Here is a 26,594-nt window from a genome sequence, read left to right as displayed (position 1 = left end):
CCCGATCAGCATCGACGGCCGCGAGGCCGCCCATCAGAGCTGGGGTGCTGCCCGGTGAGCTGGTTCTCCTCCGCCGACGAATCGGCCCACTACGGCTCCTCGGTCTGCATCCTGCTCCAGCACTACTGCCGGGAACTGGGATGGGAGCAGGCCGGTGTCCTGGAGCTGGGCAGCGGTGATGCGTCCGCCATCGCCGACGCGGTCCGCGTACTGCCGCGGCTGCGCGTGCACAGCTACGACATCAGCGCCTCCTCCGTCGACCAGGCGAGGGAGAACATCGCCGTCCGCGGCGTGGCCGACCGGTACACCGTCGAGGTCGGTGACTTCTTCGAACGGGCGCACGCCGCCGGCGGCGCCTCGCCGCCCACGGTGATCGCCAACCCCGGCTACCTCCCTGCCCCCGACTGCGACATCCGCATGCCGGAGCTCTGGGGTGGCCCGTCCGGCCACGACCAGGTCCTGGAGCTGCTCAAGGCCGGGTTCGAGCACGTCGTCACCACCGTGCCCAGCTACTCCGACCCCGTCGCGACCCTGGAGACGGCGCGGGACCTGGGGTACCGGGTGGTCAACTTCGTGGCCATGGGCCTGGACTTCGGGCCCTACAGCAGCGAGCCCAAGGTGCACGCGCAGATACGCCGGCTGTGCGCCGAGGGCCGGGGGTGGGCCGGCGAGGACGAGTACATGGTCGCCGTCGCCCTGTTCACCCGGGATCCGGAGTTCCCCGGGGACCGGGCCACCCACCTGCTGCGCGTCCTGCAGCTCCAGGTCTGACCCCGCCTCCTCGCGGGGCGGCTCCCGAGCGGGGTCGCCTTGCGGAGCGGTCCGACGAGTGGGGCCGGAGGGCTCCCCGACGAGCGGCCGGGCCGGCTCCGCGCAGGTCGGGGACGGCACGTGGTCGCGGTGCCGTCCGGTAGGACGGCGGTGTCATCGCGTCATCGCCGCTTGGCGTAGCCCGCCAGACCGAACTGCAGCAGGGCCAGGCCCCGCCCGCCGCGGGCGAGCAGCTCGGCGGAGAGCTCCGGCCCGGTCATCCCCGCCAGCACGCGGTCACGGGCCAGCTCGAGCAGCCCCGCGTACAGGCTGAGCACGGCGTGGGCGGCCAGCCACGGCGCCAGCTCGCCCGGCTCCGCGCGGGTCTCCTCGGCGATGAGCTCGGCGAGCGCGGTGGTCAGCTCACCCAGGATCTCGCGCTCGCGCACCTGCAACGTGCGGCTGCCGCGGATGACCCGCGCCATCTCCGCCACGCCGGCGGCGGCCTCCGGAGCTCCCAGCCCGCCCATCGCCCGGACGACGAAGGTGCCCGCCGCCGCGGTCACCGACTCCCCGGCCGGGCGGGTGCGGACGGCGTCGAGCAGGGCGGCCCGCATCGGAGGATCGGCCTCGAAGACCAGCCCCTCCTTGACCGGGAAGTGGTTGAACACGGTCTTCTCGACCACGCCGGCGCGCTGGGCGATCTCCACCACGCTGACCGCGTCGAACCCGCGCTCGGCGAACAGCTCCGCGGCGGCGTCGACGATCGTGGCACGGGTCTGCTGACGGCGCCGCTCGCGCAGGCCCGGGCCGCGCCGCCGCCGCCCGCGCCGTCCGCGGGCGGCCGGCTCGGCCTGCGGCGCGCCACCCGGCGGGGGAGTCGCCGGCGTGGTGGCACCCGGCAGCGGGGGTGGCGCCTCGTCGGACGGCGGGTCGTCCTGCGCCGGGCCGGGCGGCACAGGAGCGGCCGGCACCGCTCGGACGGCGGCTTCAGGGGCGGCCGGCCGGACGTCGTCCTCGTCCGTGCGGCCGACTGCGTGCGCCCCGCCTGTCACCCGGGCAACGCTAGACAGCTCTGGTGAGGGTCTCACCAGAGTCTGCGCGGCAGGTGTACTCGGCGTGTCGCCTCTCCCGTGGTGTCGGTCACTGTGGGTGAGAGGACCATCGACGCTGCGCGTCGGACGACGGTGGGCCGGAGCCCGCGTGGGAGAGTGCAGGCCATGCGCATCGGCTCCCTCCGCCGTGGCCGGCCCCCCGAAGCGGCACCCGGAGTGACCGGCACCGTGCGTCTGGACCGACGCACCAAGAACCTCACCAAGCGGCTGCGCCCCGGCGACGTCGCGGTCATCGACCACGTCGACATCGACCGGGTCAGCGCCGACTCGCTGGTCGCCTGCCGGGTCGCCGCGGTCGTCAACGCCGCGCCCAGCACCTCCGGCCGCTATCCGAACCTCGGCCCGCAGATCCTCGTCGAGGCCGGCATCCCGCTGGTCGACTCCGTGGGCCGGGAGGTCGTGTCCGCGGTCAAGGAGGGGACGACGGTCCGCGTCGACGGCAACCGGCTGCTGCTCGAGGACGGCACCGTCGTCGCCGAGGGCACCGCGCAGACCGCGGAGACGGTCGCCGAGTCGATGGCCGAGGCCAGGGCCGGGCTGTCGGTCCAGCTCGAGGCGTTCGCCGCCAACACGATGGAGTACATGAAGCGCGAGCGCGCGCTGCTGCTCGACGGCGTCGGCGTCCCCGACGTGACCACGCCGATCGAGGGCCGGCACGTCCTCGTCGTCGTCCGCGGGTACGACTACAAGGAGGACCTGCAGGCGCTGCGGTCCTACATCCGCGACTACCGGCCGGTGCTCATCGGCGTCGACGGCGGCGCCGACGCGCTCACGGAGGCCGGCTACCAGCCGGACATGATCATCGGCGACATGGACTCGGTGAGCGACGAGGTCCTCAGGAGCGGCGCCGAGGTGGTCGTGCACGCCTACGCCGACGGGCGCGCGCCCGGCCTGGCCCGGGTCCAGGACCTCGGCGTCGACGCGATCACCTTCCCGGCCGCGGCCACCAGCGAGGACATCGCGATGCTGCTCGCCGACGAGAAGGGCGCCACGCTCATCGTCGCCGTCGGCACGCACGCCACGCTGGTCGAGTTCCTCGACAAGGGCCGCGGCGGCATGGCCTCGACCTTCCTCACCCGGCTGCGGCTGGGCGGCAAGCTCGTCGACGCCAAGGGGGTCAGCCGGCTCTACCGCAGCCGCATCTCGACCACCGCGCTGGTCGTGCTGGTGCTGGCCGCCTTCGTGGCGATCGGCTCGGCGCTCGCGGTGTCGGCGGCCGGCCGGGTCTACTTCGACCTGCTGGTCGACCAATGGAACAGCTTCGTGTTCTGGCTGGAGAACCTCTTCTCGTGATCGACTTCCGCTACCACCTGGTCTCGCTGATCGCGGTGTTCCTGGCCGTGGCGCTCGGCATCGTCATCGGCACCACCGCGCTCAACCAGCCGATCCTCTCCGACCTCGAGAACCAGGTGAGCGCGCTGACCCAGGACAAGCGCGACCTGGAGGACACCAACCGTCAGCTGCAGGGCCAGGTGGCCACCGGCGAGGCCTTCGAGGAGGCCGTCGCCCCGGCCCTGGTCACCGGCAGCCTCACCGGCCGCGGCGTGCTGCTGCTCGCCGTCGGCGACGAGGTCGCCGCGGAGACGGTGGACGACGTCGCCACCCTGGTCGGCCAGGCCGGTGGCACGGTCACCGGCACCCTCCGGCTGCAGCCGGAGTACAACGACCCGGCGACCGCCGCCGGCCTGCAGAGCTACGTCACCGGCCCGGGCCTGCCCACCGGGCTCACCCTGCCCGAGACCGACGACACCGGGCAGCTGGTCGGGTCGCTGCTCGCGCAGGTGCTCATGCGCCCGGCCGGCTCCGGCGCGGCGCCGGGCACCGCCGCGCTCTCCTCCGTGCTGGCGGGCCTGCGGGCCCTCGGTGTGCTCGAGCAGGAGTCGCCCGCGGTCGCGCCGGCGGACTACGCGGTGGTGCTCACCGCCGGCGGCTTGCCCGACGAGCAGGCCCAGGCGCGCACCGGCACGCTGGTCGATCTGGTGCAGGCCCTGGACGCCGCCGGCTCCGGTGTCGTCGTCGCCGGCGACGCCGCCTCGGCCGGTGACACGGGTCTGATCGGCGTCATCCGGGCCGACCCGGAGCTGTCCGCCGCGGTGTCGACCGTCGACAACGTCGGGTCGGCGTCCGGCCGGATCAGCACGGTGCTCGCCCTCGGGCGGGAGAGCCAGGGCACCTCGGGCGCCTACGGCACGGGTGAGGACACCCAGCCGGTGCCGCCGGTCCCCGGCACCACCCCGTGACCGGCTCCCTTCCGACCGGCAGGGCGGACGGCGCCCGCCGCCGGGTGCTGCTGGCGGCCGGCGGCGCGGTCGCGGCCCGGGTCGGCCTGGCCGGCGCCGCCGGGCTGGCCGCGCACCGGGCCGGTGCGCCGTGGCGGCGGACCAACTACGCCGGCCGGCCGGTGACCCTGCTCGGCGGCCCGGCTCTGGCGGCCGCCGCGACGGCGAGCGCGGTGGCCGGCGCCCCATCCGGCACGCGCGCGGCCGCGGCGGTGGTCGGCACGGTCTCCGGGCTGGTGGGGGCCTACGACGACCTCGCCGGCGCCCGCCCCGAGCAGGCCCGCGACAAGGGGCTGGCCGGGCACCTGCGGGCGCTGCGCGCCGGCCGGGTCTCCGCGGGAGCGGTCAAGGTCGCCGGCATCGGCGCGGCCGCCGCCGCGGCGGCCCTGCTCGTGGAGGACCCCGCCGCCCCCCACCGGCCCCGTCCCGGGCACCGCCCCGAGCCTCGATCGGCTCCCCTGCAAGGTCCCCGGCCCCGTCCCGGGCACCGCCCCGAGCCTGCGAGGGGTGGAACAAGGGCCCCCTTGCCCCCCACCGGAGAAGGACCCCCTGCCCCCCACCGCTCGCAGGCTCGCGGCGGGACCCTGCAGGGGGCCGCAGCGGGACCCTGCAACGGGGCCGGGGTCCTTCCACCTGCAGCGGGGCCGTTGCACCGCCTCACCGTGGTCGACGCGGTGCTGACCACCGGGCTGGTGGCCGGCACGGCGAACCTGGTCAACCTGCTCGACCTGCGCCCCGGCCGCGCGGCCAAGGCGGCCACCCTCCTCGCCGCGGCCGGGTTGCGCGGCCCCGCCGGCACCCTGGTCGCCGGCCCGCTCGGCGCCGGCCTGGCCGTGCTGCCGGCCGACCTGGGGGAGCGGGTCATGCTCGGTGACTGCGGCGCCAACGCGGTCGGGGCGCTGCTGGGCCTGCGGCTGGCCGCGCTGCCCGGTCGCCGGGCCCGCGCCGGGTTGCTCGCCGGCGTCGTCGCGCTCACCCTGGCCAGCGAGCGGGTGAGCTTCACGCGGGTCATCGAGGCCACCCCGGGGCTGCGCGGACTGGACCGGCTCGGCCGCCGCAGGGCATGAGCCGCCGGCAGCTGGCCTCCGGCGTCGCCGGCGCGGCCGCGCTGATCGCCGTCCTCACCGTGCTGGCGCGGCTGGCCGGGTTCGGCCGGACGGTGGTCTTCACCAACACCGTCGGCGCCGACAGCACCGGGGACACCTACCTGGCGGCCAACAACGTCCCGAACATCGTCTTCGAGGTCGTCGCCGGCGGCGCCCTGGCCAGCCTGGTGGTGCCGATGCTCGCCGGCGGCATCGCCACCGGCGACCGCGAGCAGGTGCGCCGCACCGCCTCGGCGCTGCTCGGGTGGAGCCTGCTGGTGCTCACCCCGCTCGCGGTGCTGGTCGCGCTGCTGGCCGAGCCGATCGCCCGGCTGCTGCTCGGTCCCGCCGACCCGGTCCAGGTCGAGCTGGCCGCCCGGTTCCTTCTGGTGTTCGCCCCGCAGGTGGTGCTCTACGGCATCGGCGTCGTGCTCACCGGCGTGCTGCAGGCGCACCGCCGCTTCGCCGGGCCGGCGCTGGCGCCGCTGCTGTCCAGCGTCGTGGTCGCCGCCGCCTACCTGGTCTTCGCCGGGGTGGGTGGCAGCCGGGACGTCGACGACCTGTCCACCCCGGCCGAGCTGGTCCTCTCCGTCGGGACGACGCTCGGCGTGGCCGCGCTGTCCCTCGGCCTGCTGGTGCCGGTGCGGCGGCTGCACCTGGGCCTGCGGCCGTCGCTGCGCTTCCCGACCGGTGTGGCTCCGCGGGCGCGCCAGCTGGCCCTGGCCGGCGTCCTCACCCTGGCCGGGCAGCAGCTGGTCGCCGCCGTGGCGATCCGGCTGGCCAACGCCGGTGCCCCGGACGGCACCCAGGTCGTCTACACCGCCGGCCTGACCCTGTTCCTCGTGCCCTGGGCGGCGCTGGCCGTGCCGCTGGCCACCTCGGCCTACCCCGGGCTGGCCGAGCGCGCCGAGACCGGGGACGAGCCGGGGTTCCGCCGAGCGCTGGCCCCGGTCGCCGTGCTCGTCGGTGTCGCCACGCTGCTCGCCGCGGCGCTGCTGGTCGCGGTGTCCGGGCCGATGGCGCGGGTGTTCCTCGCCGGGGAGCCGCCGGGCACGGTCACCGCGCTGCGGGACACGATCGTCGCCTTCGCCCCCGGCCTGCCCGGGTACGGGCTGGTGGCGCTGCTGACCCGCGCGCTCTACGCCCGCGGGCTGTGGCGGGCGCCGACGGTCTGCGTGCTCGGCGGCTGGCTGCTGGCGGTCGCCGCCGACGTCGTCCTGTCCGCGGTGCTGCCCGCCGCCGACCGCGGGGTGGCCCTGGCGGCCGGGCACACCACCGGCGTCACCGTCGCCGGGGGGACCCTGCTGGTCGTCGTGGCGCGGGTGGTGGGCCCGGCGGGGCTGGCCGGGGTGGCGCGCGCCGGCCTGCCCGGCCTGCTCGCCGCCGCGCTGGGGGCCACCGCCGGGCTGGAGGTGGCCGCCGCCCTGGGCGCGGACCCGGTGCCGCGGGGCGGCCTGCTCGCCGTCGGAGGGGTCGGCGTCCTCGCCGCGGCGGCCGCCCTGGGAGCCGCCGCGGCGGTCATGATGGGGACGGCGCGCGGCCCGCTGCTGGAGGCGGTGCGCCGGCTGCGGCGCAGCGATCGGCTGGAGGTGCACGGTGGCTGAGCGGCTCCCGCTGGCGGGCCGGCGGGTGGTCGAGGTCCTGGCCACCAGCACCGGTGGGGTGGGCACCCACGTGCGCGCGGTGCTGCCGGCGCTGCGCGCGGCCGGCGCGGCGGTCCGGGTGTGCGGTCCGGCGGCGACCGAGGAGCTGTTCGGGTTCACCGGCGCGGGAGCGCGGTTCGCCGCCGTGGAGATCTCCGCGGGCGTGCAGCCGCTGGCCGACGCCCGCGCGGTGGCCGCCCTGCGCCGGGCCACCGCCGACGCCGACCTGGTGCACGCGCACGGGCTGCGCGCCGGCCTGGTCGCCGCGGCCGCCCGCCGGCTGGGTCGCGACCGCACCCGGCCCCTGGTGCTCACGCTGCACAACGCGCTGCCCGAGGGCGGCGGCGCCCGGCGCGGGGTGCTGCGGCTGGCCGAGCGCGCCACCGTCCGGGGCGCCGACGTCGTGCTGGCCGCGTCGGCCGACCTGGCCGCGAACGCCTGGCGCCAAGGCGCCCGCGACGTGCGGGTCGCGCCGGTCTCCGCGCCGCCGCTGCCCGCCCCGAGCCGCCCGCCCGCCGCGGTGCGCGCCGAGCTCGGCCTGGCCGACGGCCGGCCGCTGGTGGTCGCGGTGGGCCGGCTGCACCCGCAGAAGGGCTACGACGTCCTCCTCGACGCCGCCGGCCGGTGGGCCGCCGACCCGCGGCTGCCGCAGCCGCCGCTGGTCGCCGTCGCCGGCGACGGCCCGCTGCACGACGCGCTGGCCCGCCGGATCGCCGCCGAGCGGCTGCCGGTGGTGCTGCTCGGCCGCCGCGCGGACGTCGCCGACCTGCTCGGCGCCGCCGACCTCGCCGTGCTGCCGTCGGTCTGGGAGGCCCGGTCGCTGACCGCCCAGGAGGCGCTGCGCTCGGGCACCCCGCTGGTCGCCACCCGCACCGGTGGCCTGCCCGAGCTGCTCGGCGGCGGCGCCGAGCTGGTCCCGGTGGGGGACGCCGCGGCGCTGGCCGACGCAGTCGCCGAGCTGCTCGCCGACCCTGCCCGCGCCCGCCGCCTGGCCGCGGCCGGCACCCGGCGGGCAGCGACCTGGCCGGACGAGGCCGCCACGGCCCGCCAACTCGTCGCCCTCTACCGCGAGCTGCTCGGCCCGCCCGGCGACGGCGTCCGGTGAGCCGGGTCGCCCGGAGCGCGGCGCTGCTGCTCGCCGTCCTCGCCGTGCTGCTCACCCTCGCCGGCCCGGCCGGCGCGGCCCCGGCCGGGGACGCGACGGCCGACCGGGTGCTCGTCGTCGGCGTACCCGGCCTGGTGTGGGACGATGTCGACCCGCAGGCCACCCCGCACCTGGCGGCGCTGGCCGACCGGTCCCCGATCGGCGCCGTCTCGGTGCGGGCGGCCCGCTCCACCACCTGCCTGCTCGACGGGTGGGCGACCCTGGGCGCGGGCAACCGGGCCCGCTTCCCGGCGCCGGACGAGGCGATCGGCCCGGTGCCGCAGCCGGCCGTGCCGCTGCCCGGACAGGCGCCCGGCGCCGACGGTGCCGCGCCGGACGACGCCGTCCCGGCGGAGCCGGCCGACCCGGCGCCCTCCTGCGACCCGCAGGAGCAGCTGGCCGCCGACGGTCTGGGCGATCCGCAGTCGGCCGTCGCCGCCGTCGCCGCCGACCCGGACTCGGCCCGCTTCGGCGCCGAGCCGGCCGCGCTGGGCCAGGCGGTCGGCTGCGCCACCGTCGTCGGCCGGGCACCGGCGCTGGCCGTCGCCGCACCCGGGGTGGCCCTGACCCGGCTCGACCGGCTCCCGGACGACCCCGCCGGGCTGCTCACCGGGTGCCCGCTGACCCTCGTCTCCCTGGACGACCTGGTCGACGCCGGCGAGCCGACCCCCGAAGGCGGCGACACCGGCACCCCGCCCCGGGCCGCCGCCCTGGCCGCCGTCGACGCCGCCGTCGGCCGGCTGGTCGACGCGGTCGCGGCGGCACCGGGCCGGACCCTGCTGGTGCTGCAGGGGGTCTCCGAGGTGGGCGACGGCCGCCCGCAGCTGCACGTCGGCATCGCCTCGGGCCCCGGCTTCGACCGCCCCGGCTGGCTGACCTCGGCCAGCACCGGGCGGGCCCCCTACACCCAGCTCATCGACGTCGCCCCGACCGCGCTGGCCGCTCTCGGGCTGGCGGTGCCGGCCTCGATGAACGGCCAGCCGGTGCAGGTGGGCGGGTCGCGGCCGCCGCTGGGCGAGGCGGTCGCCGTCCTGGAGCGGGCGAACACCGTCGCCGTCGTGCACTACCAGAGCGCCGGCGCCTTCTTCGGGGCGCTGGTGGGGCTCGACGCCGCCGTCGTCGGCCTGGGCCTGCTGGTGCTGGGCGGCCGCGACCGGCCACCCCGGCCGGGCGCGCGGCGGCTGCGCGGCGCGCTGCGGCCGCTCGCCCTCGGCGCGGCCGCGGTGCCGGTGGCCACCTACCTCGCCGGGCTGCTGCCCTGGGAGCGGGCCGGCGGGGACGGCGGGGGACCGGCGCGGCTGGCGCTGGCCGGTTCGGTGCTCGTCGCCGCCCTGCTGGTGCTGGCCGTCGCCGCCCTCGGCCCGTGGCGCACCCACCGGCTGGGGCCGCCGGCCGCCGTCCTGGCCGTCACGCTGGCCACCCTGGTGGGCGACGTGCTCACCGGCTCGCACCTGGAGCTGGGCGGGCTGCTCGGCTACGACGCGATCGTCGCCGGGCGGTTCACCGGCTTCGGCAACCTGACCTTCGGGCTGCTGTCGGTCAGCGCGCTGCTGCTGACCGCCGCGGTCGCGACCGCGGCCGGGCGGCGGGCACCGGCCGGCCGCTCGCGGCCGGTCGTCGCCGCGGTGGTGCTGGGCGCCGGGGCGCTGACCGTGCTGCTCGTCGGCGCCCCGGGGCTGGGCCGTGACTTCGGCGGCGTGCTGGCCGCGCTGCCGGGGTTCGGACTGCTGGCGATGCTGCTCACCCGCACCCGGGTGACGCTGCCCCGGCTGGCGGCCGTGCTGGGGCTGGCCGTGGCCGCCGTCGGCACCCTGGCGGTCCTCGACTGGCTGCGGCCTCCCGCCCAGCGCAGCCACCTCGGCCGGTTCGTCGAGCAGCTGCTCACCGGGCAGGCCGTGACGGTGGTCAGCCGCAAGGCGCAGGCCAACCTGGACGTCCTCGTCGGCAGCCGGCTGTCCTGGCTGCTGCCGGTCGCCCTGGTGGCCGCCGTGTGGCTGGTGCGGCCTGGGCAGCGGCCGGGCGGGTGGCCGTGGCGCCGGCTGCCCGGGCGCCTGCGCGGGCCCGGGCTGCTGCGCGGCCGGGCCGACCTGCTGCCGGCCGGCGACCTCGCCGCGCTGCGCGCCGGGCTGCTGGCCGGCGCGGCCGGCCTGGCCGTGGGGGCGGCGGTCAACGACTCCGGGGTGGCCCTGCCGGCGACCGCGGCGTCCCTGCTCGTGCCGCTGCTGGTGTGGCTGGCGGCCGGCCCGCGCGGCGCCGGCCGCGGAGCCGACCGGGTGGCCGACGGCACTCCCCGCTCGGCCGCGGGGGAGGGGCCGGACCGTGTTACGGTCGTGTCCCGTGGATCGACCGTCTGGCGCACGTGACCTGACCTTCGGACCGGGGGGTCTCCTCCACAACTCCCAGCCGACGAAGTTCGTCTTCGTCACCGGCGGGGTCGTCTCCTCCCTCGGCAAGGGCCTGACGGCCAGCTCGCTGGGCGCGCTGCTGTCCAGCCGGGGCCTGCGGGTCACCATGCAGAAGCTCGACCCCTACCTCAACGTCGACCCCGGCACGATGAACCCCTTCCAGCACGGGGAGGTCTTCGTCACCGAGGACGGCGCGGAGACCGACCTCGACATCGGCCACTACGAGCGGTTCCTCGACACCGACCTGACCGGGCGGTCCAACGTGACCACCGGGCAGGTGTACTCCGACGTGATCGCCAAGGAGCGGCGCGGGGAGTACCTCGGCGACACCGTGCAGGTCATCCCGCACATCACCAACGAGATCAAGGCCCGCATCCTCGCCGCGGTCGGGGGGCGGGCCGGGCCGGGTGGCGGGTGGGCTGGGCCGGGTGGGGATGACGAGCGGGTGGACGTGGTCATCACCGAGATCGGCGGCACCGTCGGCGACATCGAGTCGCTGCCGTTCCTCGAGGCCGCCCGCCAGCTGCGGCACGAGATCGGCCGCGACCACTGCTTCTTCCTGCACATCTCGCTGGTGCCCTACATCGCGCCGTCGGGGGAGCTGAAGACCAAGCCGACCCAGCACTCGGTGGCCGCGCTGCGCAACATCGGCATCCAGCCCGACGCGCTGGTCTGCCGCGCCGACCGGGAGATCGGCACCGCGCTCAAGCGCAAGATCAGCCTGATGTGCGACGTCGACGCCGAGGGGGTCATCTCCTGCCCCGACGCGCCGTCGATCTACGACATCCCCAAGGTGCTGCACCGGGAGGGCCTGGACGCCTACGTCGTCCGCCGGCTGGGGCTGCCGTTCCGGGACGTGGACTGGACCGTGTGGGGCGACCTGCTCGACCGGGTGCACGCGCCTCGGCAGACGGTGGCCATCGCGCTGGTCGGCAAGTACATCGACCTGCCCGACGCCTATCTGTCGGTGACCGAGGCGCTGCGCGCCGGCGGGTTCGCCCACCGGGCCCGGGTGCAGATCCGCTGGGTGCCCTCCGACGAGTGCCGGACCCCCGAGGGCGCGGCGCACGCGCTGGCCGGCGTGGACGGGGTGTGCGTGCCCGGCGGGTTCGGGGTGCGCGGCATCGAGGGCAAGCTGGGCGCGATCCGCTACGCGCGGGTCAACGGCGTCCCGCTGCTGGGGCTGTGCCTGGGGCTGCAGTGCATGGTCATCGAGGCCGCGCGTGACCTGGCCGGGCTGGTGGAGGCCAACTCCACCGAGTTCGACCCCGACACCCCCGACCCGGTCATCGCCACGATGGCCAGCCAGGTCGAGGTGGTCGCCGGTCAGCGCGACATGGGGGGCACCATGCGCCTGGGCAGCTACCCGGCCACCCTCAGCCGGGGCTCGGTCGTGGCGCGGGCCTACGGCGCCACCGAGATCACCGAGCGGCACCGGCACCGCTACGAGGTGGCCAACGCCTACCGCGACCGGCTCGCCGCGGCCGGGCTGGTCTTCTCCGGCACCTCGCCCGACGGGCTGCTGGTCGAGTTCGCCGAGCTGCCGCGCGAGGTCCACCCGTTCTTCGTCGGCACCCAGGCCCACCCGGAGCTCAAGAGCCGGCCGACCCGCCCGCACCCGCTGTTCGCCGCGTTCGTGCAGGCGGCGATCGACTTCTCCGAGTCCGCGCGGCTGCCGGTGCCGGTCGACGAGGACGAGGACGAGGACGAGAAGGTCGGGATCTGATGACCGGTGGGCACCCCGCGCCCCGGGAGGTCGGCGTCTGATGGCGGAGCCGGCGCGCCCGGGTGAGTACGAGGTCCTGGAGACCGAGACGCTGTACCGGGGGCGGGTGATCACCCTGGACCGCGACGTGGTCGCCATGCCCGGGGGCGGCACCAGCGTGCGCGAGGTGGTGCGGCACGTCGGCGCGGTGTGCGTCGCCGCCGTCGACGACGAGGACCGCATCGTGATGGTGCGCCAGTACCGCCACCCGGTCGGCGGGTACCTGTGGGAGCTGCCGGCCGGGCTGCGCGACGCCGACGGCGAGGCGCCGCTGGCCACCGCGCAGCGCGAGCTGGCCGAGGAGGCCGGCCTGGCCGCGCGGCGCTGGTCGCTGCTGGCCAGCAGCTTCTCGACGCCCGGCTTCTGCGACGAGCAGATCCTCGTCTACCTCGCCGAGGAGCTGTCCGCGGCCGACCGGCCGGAGGGGTTCGTCGTCGAGCACGAGGAGCTGGACATGACGGTGGAGCGGGTGCCGCTGGCCGAGGCCGTCGCCCGCGTCTTCGCCGGCGGCATCCGCAACTCCTCGGCGGTCATCGGCGTGCTCGCCGCGGCGCAGGTGCGGGCCACGTCGCCGCGGCTGCGCCCCGCCGACGCGGAGTGACCGGCGACGAGGGGGCGGCTCGGCCGACCGGGGGAGCGTCGTCCGCGCGGCGGTGACCTGCGCGGCCACCTCGCTCGCCGGGCCGGCGAGGGCGACCAGCCCGACCGCCACCGCCGCGGCGGCCGTCCCGGCGCCGGTTCCGCGCCGTGCCGGTCGCCCCGCGTCCCCCCTGCGACTCCTGTCGTCGCAGGGGGCATCGGCAGCTCAACGCGAACCGGGCGCCGACCTCAGGTCCGTCCCGCCCGGCGCGCTCGCCCCGGACCGGTGCGCCGGGGGCTCGGGTACGGGCAGCCCTAGCCGGGCCAGCTGCACCGCGGCGAGCGCGGCGGTCGCGGTCGGGTCACCGGCCCGCCAGGCGGCCGCGGTGCCGGGCGGGAGGGCGGCCAGCCGGGACAGCGGGGCGGTGGCCAGCGCCCGGGCGGCCAGCACGTCGGGATCGACGGTGGCCAGCGCCCCGGCCGCGCCGGCCGCGCGCGCCCAGCCCAGCCGCCACGACAGCCAGCGCAGCAGCAGCCAGCCCACCGGCAGGACGACGAGGACGACGGCGAGCGCCGTGGCCAGCGTGCCCACGGCGTCCTGCGCGGCCTGGCCGGTGCCCCCCACCGAGCTCCCGGCGTCGCCGAGCGCGCGGAAGGGGGCGGCGAGCTCGTCCCCGACCACCGGCACGTCCCCGGCCACCCCCGCCGCCGAGGACATGCTGTCGGCCACCGACGCGCCCAGGTCCTCCACCGCCCGGCCCGGCTCGGCCAGGACCAGCACCGCGCCGTGCACCGCGCGGGCGATGAGCACCCACAGGACCAGCCAGGCCAGCACGCCCAGGTCGGCGCCGAGCTGGCGCGCCCGCAGGGCGGGGGATCGGGCGTACAGGGGCATCGGGTCCTCCGGGTTCGGGCGGCGGGGCCGGCCCCGCTGGCCGGCGGACCGGCCCTACCCGGGCCCGGCCGGGGCTCACCCACCCGGCCCGCGTTCCGCGCGGGCGCGGTCCCCGCGGCCGCCTAGACTCCCGGCGCGAGGCCGGCCCCGACCGGGCGGCCCACGACACGGGAGGGGCTCCCGCCATCCGCGGGACGCCGCCGACCGGGACCAGGAGAGCGGACGATGCGGGTCGGGGTCCCCCGAGAGGTCATGAACCGGGAGTACCGGGTGGCGCTCACCCCCGCCGGGGTGACCGAGCTGGTCCGGGCCGGGCACACGGTGCTCGTCGAGCAGGGCGCGGGGGAGGGCTCGTCCATCCCGGACGCCGACTTCGCCGCCGTCGGCGCGACCATCGTGGCCTCGGCCGACGACGTGTGGGCCGACGCCGACCTGCTGCTCAAGGTCAAGGAGCCGGTCCCCGAGGAGTACGGGCGGCTGCGCGCCGGGCAGACGCTGTTCACCTACCTGCACCTGGCCGCGTCGAAGGAGTGCACCGACGCCCTCGTCGCCTCCGGCACCACCGCCATCGCCTACGAGACGGTGCAGACCGTGGACGGCGCGCTGCCGCTGCTGGCGCCGATGAGCGAGGTGGCCGGCCGGATGGCGCCGCAGGTCGGCGCGCACAGCCTGGAGCGGGCGCACGGCGGCCGCGGAGTGCTGCTCGGCGGCGTCTCCGGGGTCTACGCGGCCAAGGTCGTCGTCATCGGCGCCGGGGTCTCGGGGATGAACGCCGCGGCGATCGCGCTGGGCATGCAGGCCGAGGTCGTCGTCCTGGACCGGGACGTCGACAAGCTGCGCGCCGCCGACCGCATCTACCAGGGCCACCTGCAGACGGTGGCCTCCAACGCCTACGAGGTCGAGCGCGCCGTCCTCGACGCCGACCTGGTCATCGGCGCCGTGCTGGTGCCCGGCGCCAAGGCCCCGACGCTGGTGAGCAACGCGCTGGTCGCGCAGATGAAGCCCGGCTCGGTGCTGGTCGACATCGCCGTGGACCAGGGCGGCTGCTTCGAGGACTCCCGGCCCACCACGCACGACGAGCCGACCTTCCGCGTGCACGAGTCGGTCTTCTACTGCGTGGCCAACATGCCCGGCGCGGTGCCCAACACCTCGACCCACGCGCTGACCAACGTGACGCTGCCCTACGTCACGGCCCTGGCCGACGAGGGCACCGTCGCCGCGGTGCGCGCCGACCCCGCGCTCGCCCGCGGGGTGAACGTCGTGGCCGGGCACGTGGTGCTGGCCGAGGTCGCCGAGGCCCACGGGATGACCGCGGTCCCGCTCGAGGAGGTGCTCTCCTGACGACCTCCGCCGCCACCACCGACGTCCACCGCGTCGTCACCGGCTACCTCGACCACCTCACCGTCGAACGGGGGCTGGCCGCCAACACCATCGCCTCCTACCGGCGCGACCTGCGCCGCTACACCGGTTTCCTCGAGGCCGCCGGCGTGCGCGGGCTGGCCGAGGTCGCCGAGTCCGACGTCGCCGGCTTCCTCGCCGCGCTGCGCGCCGGCGACGACGAGCACCCGCCGCTGTCGGCGACCTCGGCGGCCCGGGCGGTGGTCGCCGTCCGCGGGCTGCACCGCTTCGCGCTGCTCGACGGCCTGGTGCCCGACGACGTCGCGCACGAGGTGCGCCCGCCGGCGCCGGCGCGGCGGTTGCCCAAGGCGGTCCCGGTGGAGTCGGTGGTCGCGCTCATCGAGGCCGCCGGCGCGTTGGAGGGCCCGCGCGGGCTGCGCGACCGGGCGCTGCTCGAGCTGCTCTACGGCACCGGCGCGCGCATCTCCGAGGCCGTCGGGCTGGCCGTCGACGACCTCGACCGGCAGCAGGCGGTGGTGCGGCTGGCCGGCAAGGGCGGCAAGCAGCGGATCGTGCCGGTCGGCTCCTACGCGTCGAGGGCGGTGGAGGACTACCTGGTGCGCGCCCGCCCGGCGCTGGCCGCGGCCGGCCGGTCCGGCGCCCGCGGCGGTGCGCTGTTCCTCAACGCCCGCGGCGGGTCGCTGTCCCGGCAGAGCGCGTGGGCCATCCTGCGGACGGCGGCCGAGCGGGCCGGCGGGGCGGGCGGGGAGCTGGCGAACACGGTCTCCCCGCACACCCTGCGGCACTCCTTCGCCACCCACCTGCTCGACGGCGGCGCCGACGTCCGCGTCGTGCAGGAGCTCCTCGGCCACGCGTCGGTGACCACCACCCAGGTCTACACGCTGGTGACCGTCGACCGGCTGCGCGAGGTCTACGCCAGCAGCCATCCGCGGGCGCTGGTCTGACAGTCTCCGGGCGGACGACTCGGCGCATCCTGCCGGTCCGGACCGGGGCGGACGCCGCTGTGCTTGTCACTGGTCGCCAAGTCGACACGGGACACGGCGTGCCTCCTCGGTGGGCGCTGTCGATCTCCCTACCGTCGGGTCGTCCCGCACGGGCAGAACGGCTGCCCGCACCCGGCGTCCGCCGGGCGGGGTACGAGGGGGAGGCGACGACAGCGATGGCGATGCGAGGGGACGCGGCCGGCCCGGCCGTCGCGCTCCCGACCGACCCCGGACCCGAGATGGGCGCCGCCGCCTCGCGGCTGGACCCCGCCCGCGCGCGCGTGCGCCGCCTGCCCGACCCCAAGCCGCTCACCCGGCACGGCCCCGCCCGCATCACCGCGATGTGCAACCAGAAGGGCGGCGTCGGCAAGACGACGTCCACCATCAACCTGGGCGCCGCCCTCGTCGAGTACGGCCGCCGGGTGCTGCTCATCGACCTCGACCCGCAGGGTGCGCTGTCGGTCGGTCTCGGCGTGCCCGCGCAGGCGCTCGAGCGCACCGTCTACAACGCGCTGATGGAGCGGCACACCACGCTGGCCGACGTCCGGGTGCCCACCGACGTCCCCGGCCTGGACCTGGTGCCCAGCAACATCGACCTGTCCGCCGCCGAGGTGCAGCTGGTCAGCGAGGTGGCCCGGGAGCAGACGCTGCTGCGGGCGATCGCCGACGTGCGGCACGACTACGACCACGTCCTCATCGACTGCCAGCCCTCGCTGGGCCTGCTGACGGTCAACGCGCTGACCGCCGCCCAGGGCGTGATCATCCCGCTGGAGTGCGAGTTCTTCTCGCTGCGCGGTGTGGCGCTGCTCGTCGACACCATCGAGAAGGTCAAGGAGCGGCTCAACCCCGACCTGGAGATCTCCGGGATCCTCGCCACGATGTACGACGCGCGGACGGTGCACTGCCGCGAGGTGTTCAGCCGGGTGGTCGAGGCCTTCGGCGACACCGTGTTCCAGACCGTCATCGGGCGCACCGTGCGGTTCCCGGAGACCACCGTCGCCGGCCAGCCGATCACCACCTGGGCGCCGACGTCCTCGGGCGCGGCCGCCTACCGCGACCTGGCCAAGGAGGTCCTGGCACTGTGACCGAGCGGGCGAGGGAACACGCGAGCACCGCACACGCGAGCACCGGCGAGGGGGGAGCATGACCCGCCGACCCGTCCTGCCCGGCGCGGCCGAGCTGTTCCGCCGCACCGACACCGAAGCGGCGGCGCCGGAGGTCACCGAGCTGCCCAGCATCAGCGCCACGGTCAGCTCCCCGGCCCTGCGCGGGAGCGCCCGGCGGGGCGAGGCGCCGGCCGGGCAGGGCCCGGGCGAGCCGACGGCGTCGCTCACCCTCGTCCCCGGCGGCGCCGACGACGCCGACCCGCTGGGCGCCTACCGGACCCCGGCCCCCGCACCCGCGCCGGCCCGCCCCGCCCGCGGCCGGGCGCAGCGCACCGAGCGCACCCGGCACGACGAGAAGATCACCGTCTACCTCTCCGCCGAGGAGCTGCTCGCGCTGGAGAGCGCCCGGCTCTCGCTGCGCGCCGAGCACGGCGTGGCCGCCGACCGCGGCCGCATCGTGCGCGAGGCCGTCGCGGTGCTGCTGGCCGACCTGACCGAGCGCGGCGCGGACGCGGTGCTGGTGCAGCGGCTGCGCAAGCGCTGACCCGCTCACCGCTCGTCGACCACCGGCGAGCGGTCGACGTCGCCGGCGGGTCGGACGACCGTTCGCCGATGATCGACCGGCGTCAGCCCCGCGGCTCCCGTCGATGACCGCTCCTAGGCTGGCGACGTGACCGGAGCGCAGGCGGACTCGCGGTTCACCGTCCGGCTGACCAACTTCGAGGGCCCCTTCGACCTGCTGCTGCAGCTGATCGGCAGGCACCAGCTCGACGTCACCGAGATCGCCCTCTCCCGGGTCACCGACGAGTTCATCGCCCACCTGCACGCCCTCGGCGACGAGCTCGACCTCGACCAGGCCAGCGAGTTCCTCGTCGTCGCCGCCACGCTGCTCGACCTCAAGGCCGCCCGCCTGCTGCCGGCCGCCGAGGTCGAGGACGCCGAGGACCTCGAGCTGCTCGAGGCCCGCGACCTGCTCTTCGCCCGGCTGCTGCAGTACCGCGCCTACAAGCAGGCGGCGGCGTTCCTGCGCGAGCGGGAGGCCGACGCCGTCCGCCGCCACCCCCGCGACGTCGCGCTCGAGCCCCGCTTCGCCGACCTGCTGCCCGAGGTGCTGCTCGGGGTGACCCCACAGCAGTTCGCCGCGCTGGCGATCCGGGCGCTCACCCCCGCGGCGCCGCCGGTGGTGAGCGTCGCCCACCTGCACGCGCCGCCGGTCAGCGTCGCCGAACAGCTGCTGGTGGTGCGCAACCGGCTGCTCGGCGCCGGCACGGCCACCTTCCGCGCGCTGACCGCCGACTGCGCGCACACCCTCGAGGTGGTCGCCCGGTTCCTCGCCCTGCTCGAGCTCTACCGTCAGCAGCGGGTGACCTTCGAGCAGCTCACCCCGTTCGGGGAGCTGCACGTGCGGTGGACCGGCGGCGTCGCGCTGCGGCCCGCCGGGGACGACGACGCGGACGGGGAGCACACGTGAGCGAGGAGCGGCCGCCGATCTCCTGGGAGACGCTGGCCGCGGAGCTGGCCGCCACCCGGGAGCAGGCCGAGGAGCGGGCCGGCCCGGACGGCGCGCCCCGGGACCCGGCCACCTGGGACGCCGTCGCCGCCGAGCTGGCCGCCCGGGTCGCCGAGCGCCCTCCGCCGACCGCCGAGCCGGCGCCGGTCGAGGAGCCGGCGCCGCTGCCCCCGCCGGTCGCCGCCGTCCCCGCACCGGACCCGGCACCCGGTCCGGAGCCCGAGACCGACCCGGTCGCGCTGCGCGGCGGGCTCGAGGCGCTGCTGTTCGTCGCGGACGACCCGGTCGACGAGGCCACCCTGGCCGCGGCGCTGCGCTGCCCGGTGCCCCGGGTGCGGGCCCTGCTCGCCGAGCTCGCCGACGACTACGACCGCCGCCGGGCCGGCATCACGCTGCGCCGGGTGGGGGAGGGGTGGCGGCTCTACACCCGGGAGGAGCACGCCGCCGTCGTCGAGCGCCACCTGGTCGACGGGCAGCGCAGCCGGCTGACCCAGGCCGCGCTGGAGACCCTCGCCGTCATCGCCTACCGGCAGCCGGTCACCCGCGCCCGGATCTCGGCGATCCGCGGCGTCGGGGTGGACGGCGTCATGCGCACCCTGCTCGCCCGCGGACTGGTGCGCGAGGTGGGCAGCGACCCCGACACCGGCGGCGGGCTCTACGCGACCACCGCGCTGTTCCTCGAGCGGCTCGGGCTGGCCGGCCTCGAGGAGCTGCCCGAGCTGGGCCCGCTGCTGCCGGAGACGGCGGCGGTCCTCGACGAGCACCCCGACGCCCGGTGACGCCCGCCCTTGACCGGGGATGTTGCTACGCCATACGTTACATCGCATGGCGATACAAGGGCGCGGAGGCGGCGGGCTGGCCCGGTTCGGGGAGCCGGGGCTGCTCGTCCTGCTGTCGCTCAGCGACGGCCCGAAGCACGGGTACGCGATCACCGCGGACGTCGAGGAGCAGACCGGCATCCGGCTCGGGCCGGGTACCCTCTACGGGTCGCTGACCAAGCTGGTCGACCGCGGGTTGATCACGGCCGTCGACAGCGAGGACCGGCGTCGTCCCTACGAGATCACCGAGGCCGGCCGTGCCGCGCTGGCCGAGCACCTGGCGACCTGGTCGCGGATCACCCGCGTCGGGGCGCTGCGGCTGGGGACGGCGTGAGCCCCCGGGCGCGCGCCGTCCTGGTGCGCCTGTACCCACGGCGTTGGCGGGAGCGCTACGGCGCGGAGTTCGCCGAGCTGCTCGCCGTCACGCGGCTGACCCCGGTGGTGGTCCTCGACGTCGTGCGGGCCGCCGCCCGGGAACGGTGGCGCAGCGGATCGGGAGGGCTGCGTGCGCTGGTCGCCGTGCTGCTGTTCGCCCTCTGCGAGGTGCAGGCCGCGCGGCTCGGCGTGACCGAGAACGTCCTGTGGGCGCCGACGACGCCGCTGCGGGGCGCCGCCCTGGCGGTCACCGTCGCCCCGCTCGCCGCGCTGGCCGCGTGGCTGCTGCGCCGGCGGGTCGGCCACCGCGGGGAGGGTTGAGGTGGCCGGGCGGCTGCGCCGCAGGGTGGTGGCCGTCCCGGCCCTGCTGCTGCAGGGGCTCGGCGTGCTCGCGGTCGTCCTCGCCGCCGTCCGGGCGGTGTGGTTCGCGATCTGGGCGGCCGGCGCCGAGTCGGCGGACCTGGCGACCTCCTGGGGTGGTCCGACGGCGATCGGGGCCACGCTCGTGCACGGGGCCGTGGCCGCGCTGCTCGCCGCGGCCGGCGCCGGGCTGGTGCTGCTGGGGCGCCGCCTGCGTCGTCCCTGACGGCCGCCGTCGCGGGGTCCTCCTCGCGGGTCGCCGGCGCGGCCGACCCGGCGACCCGCGCTGGCACCCCGACCCGGACGGCGGCGCCGACGCCGGGTGGGAGACTGCAGCGGATGGACACCGCCCCGCACGACGAGACGACCACCGACGCCGGCGAGGGCTGGTCGGAGGAGATGGAGCTCGCCCCCCTCCACCCCGGCGACCGGGACCACGCCGGCGCCGGCCAGGAGCGGCCGGGCGAGCGGTTGCAGAAGGTGCTCGCCCGGGCCGGGGTCGGCTCCCGCCGGGTGGTCGAGCAGATGGTCGACCAGGGCCGGATCAGCGTGAACGGCCGCACGGTCACCGCGCAGGGCACGCGGGTCGACCCGCAGCGCGACCGCATCGCCGTCGACGGCGTCCGCATCGAGCTGCGCGACGACCGGGTCACCTACGCGCTCAACAAGCCCGCCGGCGTCATCACCGCGATGAGCGACGACCGCAACCGGCCGACCGTCGGCGACCTGGTCGGCGACCTGGTCCCCGGCCTGGTGCACGTCGGCCGCCTCGACCAGGACACCGAGGGCCTGCTGCTGCTCACCACCGACGGCGAGCTGGCCCACCGCCTGGCCCACCCCTCCTACGAGGTGCGCAAGACCTACCTGGCCCAGGTCTCGGGCAGCGTGCCGCGCGACCTGGCCCGCCGGCTGCGCGCCGGCGTGGAGCTGGAGGACGGCCCGGTGGCGGTCGACTCCTTCCGCGTGGTCGACACGCACGCCGGCCAGGCGGTCGTCGAGGTGGTGCTGCACGAGGGCCGCAAGCACGTCGTGCGGCGGCTGCTGGCCCAGGCCGGACTGCCGGTGTCCCGGCTGACCCGCACGGCGGTGGGTCCGGTACGGCTCGAGCGCATGCGGGTCGGCTCGATCCGCCGGCTCACCCGCGCCGAGGTCGGCGCGCTGCAGGAGGCCGTCGGCCTCTGAGCCGGTGCGGTAGGCAGTCGGCATGACACTCGTGGCCGGGATCGACTCCTCGACGCAGGCGTGCAAGGTGGTGGTGCGCGACGCCGGCAGCGGTCGGCTGGTCCGCGAGGGCCGGGCTGCGCACCCCGACGGCACCGAGGTCGACCCGGCCGCCTGGGACGCCGCCCTGCGGCAGGCGCTCGCCGAGGCCGGCGGTCTGGACGACGTCGCCGCGGCCGCCGTCGGCGGGCAGCAGCACGGCATGGTCTGCCTGGACGCCGACGGCGCGGTGGTCCGCCCGGCGCTGCTGTGGAACGACACCCGTTCCGCCGGCGCGGCGCGCGACCTGGTCGCCGAGCTCGGCGGGGGAGAGGCCGGCCGCCGCGCGTGGGCCGAGGCGGTGGGGCTGGTGCCGGTCGCGTCGTTCACCGTCACCAAGCTGCGCTGGCTGGCCGAGCACGAGCCGGGGAACGCCGCCCGCACGCAGGCGGTGTGCCTGCCGCACGACTGGCTCACCTGGCGGCTGGCCGGGGGGCTGGGGAGCGGGTCGGCGGGTAGGGGACTCGGGGGCGGGTCGGCGGGTAGGGGGCTCGGCATCGACGCGCTGGTCACCGACCGCGGCGACGCCAGCGGCACCGGCTACTGGTCGCCGTCGACCGGCGAGTACCGGCCGGACCTGCTGGAGCGGGCGCTGGGCCGCACCGTCGCCGTCCCCCGGGTGCTCGGCCCGGCCGAGCCCGGACCGACCACCCCCGGCGGCGCGGTCCTGGGCCCGGGCACCGGTGACAACGCCGCCGCCGCGCTCGGTCTGGCCGCCGAGCCGGGCGACGTCGTCTGCTCGATCGGCACCTCCGGCGTCGTGTCGATCGTCTCGCGCACCCCGGCGGTCGACCCGACCGGCACCGTCGCCGGGTTCGCCGACGCCACCGGCCGCTTCCTGCCGCTGGTCGCCACCCTCAACGCCGCCCGCGTCCTCGACGCCACCGCCCGGCTGCTGGGCGTGGACCACGCCGGGCTCTCACAGCTGGCGCTGTCGGCGCCGCCCGGGGCCGGCGGCCTGGTGCTGGTGCCCTACCTGGAGGGTGAGCGGACCCCGGACCGGCCCACCTCCACCGGCGCCGTCCACGGGCTCACCCAGGCCACCGCCGACGCCGCGCACCTGGCCCGCGCCGCCGTCGAGGGGCTGCTGTGCGGGCTGGCCGACGGCCTGGACGCGCTCGCCGCGACCGGCACGCCGGTGCGGCGGGTGCTGCTGGTCGGCGGCGGTGCCCGCGCCGAGGCGGTGCGGCGGATCGCCCCCGCGGTCCTGGGCGTCCCGGTCCTGGCCCCGCCGCCCGGCGAGTACGTCGCCGACGGCGCGGCCCGCCAGGCCGCCTGGGTGCTCGCCGGCGGCGAGGACCCGCCGGAGTGGCCCCGGCCCGGCACCGAGCGGCACGAGGCCGACCCGACCCCGCACGTGCGGCAGCGCTACGCCGAGGTCCGCGACCTCACCGCGCAGCGGCCGCGGTGAGCCGGCCGGGCTCTGCCATGGCGGGCGGCGGCCGGGAGGCCGACGGCGCGGCCGGAGGGCGGTGGCGGCGGCTCCCTAGACTCGGACGGTGGAGCACGGCGGCGGCGCGCGTCGCAGCGATCGAGGAGAGTGGTAGTGGCCGTCCGAGCCATCCGGGGCGCGACACAGGTGGACGCCGACAAGCGGGAGCTGGTCCTCGACGCGACCCGCGAGCTGGTCACCGCGGTCATGCAGCGCAACCAGCTGGAGCACGACGACGTCATCAGCATCCTGTTCACCGCCACCCCCGACCTGGTCTCGGAGTTCCCGGCGCTGGCCGCCCGGGAGCTGGGGTTCGGCGACGTTCCGCTGATGTGCGCCACCGAGATCGACGTCCCGCACGCGCTGCCGCGGGTGCTGCGGCTCATGGCGCACGTGGAGACCGACCGGCCGCGCGCGGAGATCGCGCACGTGTACCTGCGGGGTGCGGTGGCGCTGCGACGGGACATCGCCCAGTGAGCGAGGGACGAGCGGACACCACCGTGCGGGGCGATCGCCCGGTGAGCGAGGGACGAGCGGACACCACCGTGCGGGGCGATCGCCCGGTGAGCGGCTTCGTGGGCCAGGTCGCGCTGGACGGGCCGTCGGGGACGGGGAAGTCCAGCGTCGCCCGGGCGGTGGCCACCCGGCTGGGCGCGGCCTACCTCGACACCGGCGCCATGTACCGGGCGGCGACGGTGGCCGTCCTGGACGCCGGGGCCGACCCGGAGGACGTCGAGGCGGTGGCCGCCGTCGTCGCCGGCGCGCGGATCGAGGTCGGGACGGCGGCCGAGACCGAGCTGGTGCGGGTCGACGGCGTGGACGTCGCCATCCGCATCCGGGGCCCGGAGGTGACCCGCGCGGTCTCGGCGGTGTCGGCGGTGCCCGCGGTGCGCCGCCGGCTGGTCGAGCGGCAGCGGGCTCTGGTGGTTGCGGCCGACGCGGTCGTCGTCGAGGGCCGCGACATCGGCACCGTCGTCCTGCCCGACGCCACGCTCAAGGTCTACCTGACCGCCGCGCCGGAGGCCCGCGCCCAGCGGCGGGCCGCGCAGTTGGGCATCACCGACCCGGCCGAGGTCGCCGCGCTCGCCGCCGACCTGCGCCGCCGTGACGAGTACGACAGCAGCCGCGCCGACAGCCCGCTGCGCCCGGCCGAGGACGCCGTGGTCGTCGACAGCACCCACCTCGACCGCGAGGGCGTGGTCGGCCGGGTGGTCGAGCTGGCCCTCGCGACGGTGGGGGCCGGGGCGTGAGCGAGCAGAGCGGGCCGCTGCCGGTCGTGGCGGTCGTGGGCCGGCCCAACGTGGGCAAGTCCACGCTGGTCAACCGGTTCCTGGGCCGGCGCGCCGCCGTCGTCCAGGACACCCCGGGGGTCACCCGCGACCGCATCTCCTACGAGGCGCTGTGGAACGGCCGGCGCTTCACCGTCGTCGACACCGGTGGCTGGGACCCCCGGGCGGAGGGCCTGGGCGCGTCGATCACCCGGCAGGCCGAGTACGCGATGCGGACGGCCGACGTCGTCGTCCTCGTCGTCGACAACACGGTCGGGGCCACCGACACCGACCTGGCCGCCGCGCGCATCCTGCGCCGCAGCGACCGGCCGGTCATCGTGGTGGCCAACAAGGTCGACGACGAGCGCAGCGAGGCCGGTGCCGCCGAGCTGTGGTCGCTGGGGCTGGGGGAGCCGCAGCCGGTCAGCGCGCTGCACGGGCGGGGCAGCGGCGACCTGCTGGACCTGGTCCTGGACGCGCTGCCCGAGGCGCCGCGCGAGCAGGGCGAGCAGGGCGGCCCGCGGCGGGTGGCGCTGGTGGGCCGGCCCAACGTGGGCAAGTCCAGCCTGCTCAACCGGCTGGCCCGCGACGAGCGCTCGGTCGTCGACCCGGTCGCCGGCACCACCGTCGACCCGGTCGACTCGATCGTCGTCCTCGGCGGGGAGGAGTGGCGCTTCGTCGACACCGCCGGCCTGCGCCGCCGGGTCAACACCGCCAGCGGCACGGAGTACTACGCCAGCCTGCGCACCGAGGCCGCCATCCAGGCCGCCGAGGTGGCGATCGTGCTGCTGGCCGCCGACGAGGTGATCAGCGAGCAGGACCAGCGGGTCATCAGCCAGGTGGTCGAGGCCGGCCGCGCGCTGGTGCTGGCGATCAACAAGTGGGACACCCTCGACGAGGACCGGCACGCCCAGCTGGAGCGCGAGGTCGAGCGCGACCTGTCCCGGGTCAGGTGGGCCTCGCGGGTGAACATCTCGGCCGTGACCGGCCGCGGCGTGGCCAAGCTCGCCCAGCACCTGCGCGAGGCGCTGGCCTCGTGGGAGACCCGCGTGCCGACCGCCGAGCTCAACGCCTACGTGCGCCAGCTGGTGCAGGAGACCCCGCCGCCGGCCCGGGGCGGGCGCGCCCCGAAGATCAGGTACGTGACGCAGGCCGACGTCCGGCCGCCGCGGTTCGTCGTCTTCTCGACCGGCTTCCTCGAGGCCGGGTACCGGCGGTTCCTGGAGCGCAAGATCCGCGAGCGGTGGGGGTTCCACGGCACGCCGATCGAGATCTCGGTGAAGGTCCGCGAGGGCCGGGGGAGCGAGCGACAGAAGGGCTGAGTCCGGGCCACCGATGAGTCGGGGGCGCGGGGTGGGTCAACCAGGGCGAGGGTCCACGACCAGCCCCGGGAGGCCGACGATGACCGCACCGCAGACGCGCACCCTGGAGGCCCCGGGCTGCGTGCTGACCTACGACGTCCGGCCCGGGCCCGGCTCCGCACCGGTCCTGCTGCTGATCGGCTCGCCGATGAGCGCGGCGGGCTTCGGCACGCTGGCCGGGCACTTCCCCGACCGCACCGTGGCCACCTACGACCCGCGGGGAGCCGACCGCAGCCGGCGCACCGACGGCGCGACCGTGACCACGCCGGAGGAGCACGCCGACGACCTCGCCCGGCTGATCGCCGAGCTCGACGCCGGACCGGTCGACCTGTTCGCCACCAGCGGCGGCGCGGTCAACGCGCTGGTGCTCGTGGCCCGCCGGCCCGAGCTGGTGCGGACACTGGTCGCGCACGAGCCGCCGGCCGCACAGGCCCTCCCGGACCGGGAGGCCGCCCTGGCCGCGTCCCGGTACATCCACGAGACCTACCTGTACCGCGGTCTCGGACCGGCGATGGCGGAGTTCATCCGGCTGGTGGGTCACCGGGGTCCGGTCCCGGGCGACTTCGCCGAGGGGCCCGCCGCGGACCCCGCCGCCTTCGGGCTGCCGACCGAGGACGACGGCTCACGGGACGACCCGCTGGTCGGGCAGAACATGATCTCCAGCACCCACCACGTGCACGACTTCGCGGCCCTGCGGACGGCCTCCACCCGCATCGTCGTCGCCGTGGGCGCCGGGTCGGAGGGAGAGCTGGCGCACCGGGGCGGTCTCGCCGTCGCCGAGCGGCTCGGGACGGCCCCGGTCGTGTTCCCCGGCGACCACGGGGGTTTCCTGGGCGGTGAGCACGGCCAGACGGGGGAGCCGGAGGCCTTCGCCGCGAAGCTGCGCGAGGTGCTGACCGCCGCGGACCGCAACGGGTCGTCGATCGGGGACTGACCACCGTCCGGGCCCGGGCGGTGGGTGCGGTAACCTGCTCCCTGCAGCGATCGGACGGTGCGAGCCGCCCGGAGCTCGGGCTGTAGCGCAGCTTGGTAGCGCACTTGACTGGGGGTCAAGGGGTCGCAGGTTCAAATCCTGTCAGCCCGACCGGGAAACCGCAGGCCA

At 77.1% G+C, this 26,594-nt stretch carries 26 protein-coding genes and 1 tRNA gene; 25 read left to right on the top strand and 2 right to left on the bottom strand.

Annotated features, from left to right (window positions below; all coding sequences use genetic code 11):
- The first annotated feature begins 54 nt into the window (after positions 1-54).
- A complete protein-coding gene (locus DQ238_RS12150; protein WP_113781527.1) occupies positions 55-771 on the top strand; it encodes a methylase in 717 nt (238 codons plus the stop codon).
- Positions 772-932: 161 nt separating this feature from the next.
- Here the strand turns inward: DQ238_RS12150 and DQ238_RS12145 are convergent, their stop codons facing one another.
- Entirely contained in the window at positions 933-1,805 is an 873-nt protein-coding gene (locus DQ238_RS12145; protein ID WP_113781526.1) for a TetR/AcrR family transcriptional regulator, read from the bottom strand.
- Between the two features lie 165 nt (positions 1,806-1,970).
- Here DQ238_RS12145 and steA point away from each other — a divergent pair, with 165 nt between their 5' ends.
- Genes steA through DQ238_RS12105 form a run of 8 tightly spaced genes read left to right on the top strand, consistent with a single transcriptional unit; the run spans position 1,971 to position 12,787 of the window.
- Positions 1,971-3,158, top strand: coding sequence for a putative cytokinetic ring protein SteA (steA, locus tag DQ238_RS12140; protein WP_113781553.1), 1,188 nt, complete (start codon positions 1,971-1,973; stop codon positions 3,156-3,158).
- The gene (locus DQ238_RS12135; protein WP_113781525.1) at positions 3,155-4,105 is read left to right on the top strand and encodes a copper transporter; all 951 of its coding nucleotides are present in this window, start codon (positions 3,155-3,157) and stop codon (positions 4,103-4,105) included. The genes steA and DQ238_RS12135 overlap by 4 nt, the downstream gene beginning before the upstream one ends.
- Positions 4,102-5,211 (top strand): hypothetical protein, encoded by a 1,110-nt coding sequence (locus DQ238_RS12130; RefSeq protein ID WP_233495904.1) that lies wholly within the window; start codon positions 4,102-4,104, stop codon positions 5,209-5,211. Before DQ238_RS12135 ends, DQ238_RS12130 begins: the two co-directional genes overlap by 4 nt.
- Positions 5,208-6,833 carry a murein biosynthesis integral membrane protein MurJ gene (gene murJ, locus DQ238_RS12125; RefSeq protein WP_113781524.1) on the top strand — a complete coding sequence of 542 codons (1,626 nt, stop codon included), beginning with the start codon at positions 5,208-5,210 and terminating at the stop codon, positions 6,831-6,833. The genes DQ238_RS12130 and murJ overlap by 4 nt, the downstream gene beginning before the upstream one ends.
- On the top strand, positions 6,826-7,977 hold the full coding sequence (locus tag DQ238_RS12120; protein ID WP_113781523.1) for a glycosyltransferase family 4 protein: 1,152 nt from the start codon (positions 6,826-6,828) through the stop codon (positions 7,975-7,977). Before murJ ends, DQ238_RS12120 begins: the two co-directional genes overlap by 8 nt.
- Entirely contained in the window at positions 7,974-10,379 is a 2,406-nt protein-coding gene (locus DQ238_RS12115) for a hypothetical protein (protein WP_113781522.1), read from the top strand. The genes DQ238_RS12120 and DQ238_RS12115 overlap by 4 nt, the downstream gene beginning before the upstream one ends.
- Position 10,380: 1 nt before the next feature.
- A complete protein-coding gene (locus tag DQ238_RS12110) occupies positions 10,381-12,147 on the top strand; it encodes a CTP synthase (RefSeq protein WP_113781551.1) in 1,767 nt (588 codons plus the stop codon).
- Between the two features lie 40 nt (positions 12,148-12,187).
- The gene (locus DQ238_RS12105; protein WP_113781521.1) at positions 12,188-12,787 is read left to right on the top strand and encodes an NUDIX hydrolase; all 600 of its coding nucleotides are present in this window, start codon (positions 12,188-12,190) and stop codon (positions 12,785-12,787) included.
- Between the two features lie 204 nt (positions 12,788-12,991).
- Here DQ238_RS12105 and DQ238_RS23265 read toward each other — a convergent pair whose 3' ends face one another.
- Complete coding sequence (locus DQ238_RS23265) at positions 12,992-13,660, bottom strand: hypothetical protein (protein ID WP_233495903.1); 669 nt, start codon at positions 13,658-13,660, stop codon at positions 12,992-12,994.
- A 225-nt stretch (positions 13,661-13,885) separates the two neighbouring features.
- Here DQ238_RS23265 and ald point away from each other — a divergent pair, with 225 nt between their 5' ends.
- The 16 genes from ald (at position 13,886) to DQ238_RS12020 (ending at position 26,576) form a co-directional block, all read left to right on the top strand.
- Entirely contained in the window at positions 13,886-15,001 is a 1,116-nt protein-coding gene (ald, locus tag DQ238_RS12095; protein ID WP_113781520.1) for an alanine dehydrogenase, read from the top strand.
- The gene (locus DQ238_RS12090) at positions 14,998-15,963 is read left to right on the top strand and encodes a site-specific tyrosine recombinase XerD (protein WP_113781550.1); all 966 of its coding nucleotides are present in this window, start codon (positions 14,998-15,000) and stop codon (positions 15,961-15,963) included. Before ald ends, DQ238_RS12090 begins: the two co-directional genes overlap by 4 nt.
- A 215-nt stretch (positions 15,964-16,178) precedes the next feature.
- Positions 16,179-17,087 (top strand): ParA family protein, encoded by a 909-nt coding sequence (locus DQ238_RS12085; protein WP_113781519.1) that lies wholly within the window; start codon positions 16,179-16,181, stop codon positions 17,085-17,087.
- 58 nt (positions 17,088-17,145) lie between these two features.
- Positions 17,146-17,652: a hypothetical protein gene (locus tag DQ238_RS12080; protein WP_113781518.1), complete on the top strand. Its 507-nt coding sequence runs from the start codon at positions 17,146-17,148 to the stop codon at positions 17,650-17,652.
- 126 nt (positions 17,653-17,778) lie between these two features.
- Positions 17,779-18,579 carry a ScpA family protein gene (locus tag DQ238_RS12075; RefSeq protein ID WP_113781517.1) on the top strand — a complete coding sequence of 267 codons (801 nt, stop codon included), beginning with the start codon at positions 17,779-17,781 and terminating at the stop codon, positions 18,577-18,579.
- A complete protein-coding gene (scpB, locus tag DQ238_RS12070; protein ID WP_113781516.1) occupies positions 18,576-19,397 on the top strand; it encodes an SMC-Scp complex subunit ScpB in 822 nt (273 codons plus the stop codon). The genes DQ238_RS12075 and scpB overlap by 4 nt, the downstream gene beginning before the upstream one ends.
- Before the next feature lie 46 nt (positions 19,398-19,443).
- The gene (locus tag DQ238_RS12065; RefSeq protein WP_113781515.1) at positions 19,444-19,770 is read left to right on the top strand and encodes a PadR family transcriptional regulator; all 327 of its coding nucleotides are present in this window, start codon (positions 19,444-19,446) and stop codon (positions 19,768-19,770) included.
- On the top strand, positions 19,767-20,132 hold the full coding sequence (locus tag DQ238_RS12060; RefSeq protein WP_199506307.1) for a hypothetical protein: 366 nt from the start codon (positions 19,767-19,769) through the stop codon (positions 20,130-20,132). Before DQ238_RS12065 ends, DQ238_RS12060 begins: the two co-directional genes overlap by 4 nt.
- A 1-nt stretch (position 20,133) precedes the next feature.
- Positions 20,134-20,397, top strand: coding sequence for a hypothetical protein (locus DQ238_RS12055; RefSeq protein WP_113781514.1), 264 nt, complete (start codon positions 20,134-20,136; stop codon positions 20,395-20,397).
- Between the two features lie 113 nt (positions 20,398-20,510).
- Positions 20,511-21,353 carry a pseudouridine synthase gene (locus DQ238_RS12050; protein WP_113781513.1) on the top strand — a complete coding sequence of 281 codons (843 nt, stop codon included), beginning with the start codon at positions 20,511-20,513 and terminating at the stop codon, positions 21,351-21,353.
- Between the two features lie 22 nt (positions 21,354-21,375).
- Positions 21,376-22,842: an FGGY-family carbohydrate kinase gene (locus DQ238_RS12045; protein ID WP_113781512.1), complete on the top strand. Its 1,467-nt coding sequence runs from the start codon at positions 21,376-21,378 to the stop codon at positions 22,840-22,842.
- Positions 22,843-22,977: 135 nt separating this feature from the next.
- The gene (gene aroH / locus DQ238_RS12040) at positions 22,978-23,340 is read left to right on the top strand and encodes a chorismate mutase (RefSeq protein ID WP_113781511.1); all 363 of its coding nucleotides are present in this window, start codon (positions 22,978-22,980) and stop codon (positions 23,338-23,340) included.
- An 86-nt stretch (positions 23,341-23,426) separates the two neighbouring features.
- Positions 23,427-24,113, top strand: coding sequence for a (d)CMP kinase (cmk, locus tag DQ238_RS12035; RefSeq protein ID WP_113781510.1), 687 nt, complete (start codon positions 23,427-23,429; stop codon positions 24,111-24,113).
- A complete protein-coding gene (gene der / locus DQ238_RS12030; RefSeq protein ID WP_113781509.1) occupies positions 24,110-25,453 on the top strand; it encodes a ribosome biogenesis GTPase Der in 1,344 nt (447 codons plus the stop codon). Before cmk ends, der begins: the two co-directional genes overlap by 4 nt.
- A 79-nt stretch (positions 25,454-25,532) precedes the next feature.
- A complete protein-coding gene (locus DQ238_RS12025) occupies positions 25,533-26,426 on the top strand; it encodes an alpha/beta fold hydrolase (RefSeq protein WP_113781508.1) in 894 nt (297 codons plus the stop codon).
- Between the two features lie 76 nt (positions 26,427-26,502).
- Positions 26,503-26,576, top strand: a tRNA-Pro gene (locus DQ238_RS12020).
- Positions 26,577-26,594: the final 18 nt, after the last annotated feature.

This window comes from Geodermatophilus sp. TF02-6 (assembly GCF_003319115.1).
Classification (GTDB): Bacteria; Actinomycetota; Actinomycetes; order Mycobacteriales; family Geodermatophilaceae; genus Geodermatophilus.
This window is presented reverse-complemented; position numbering and strand designations above follow the sequence as displayed.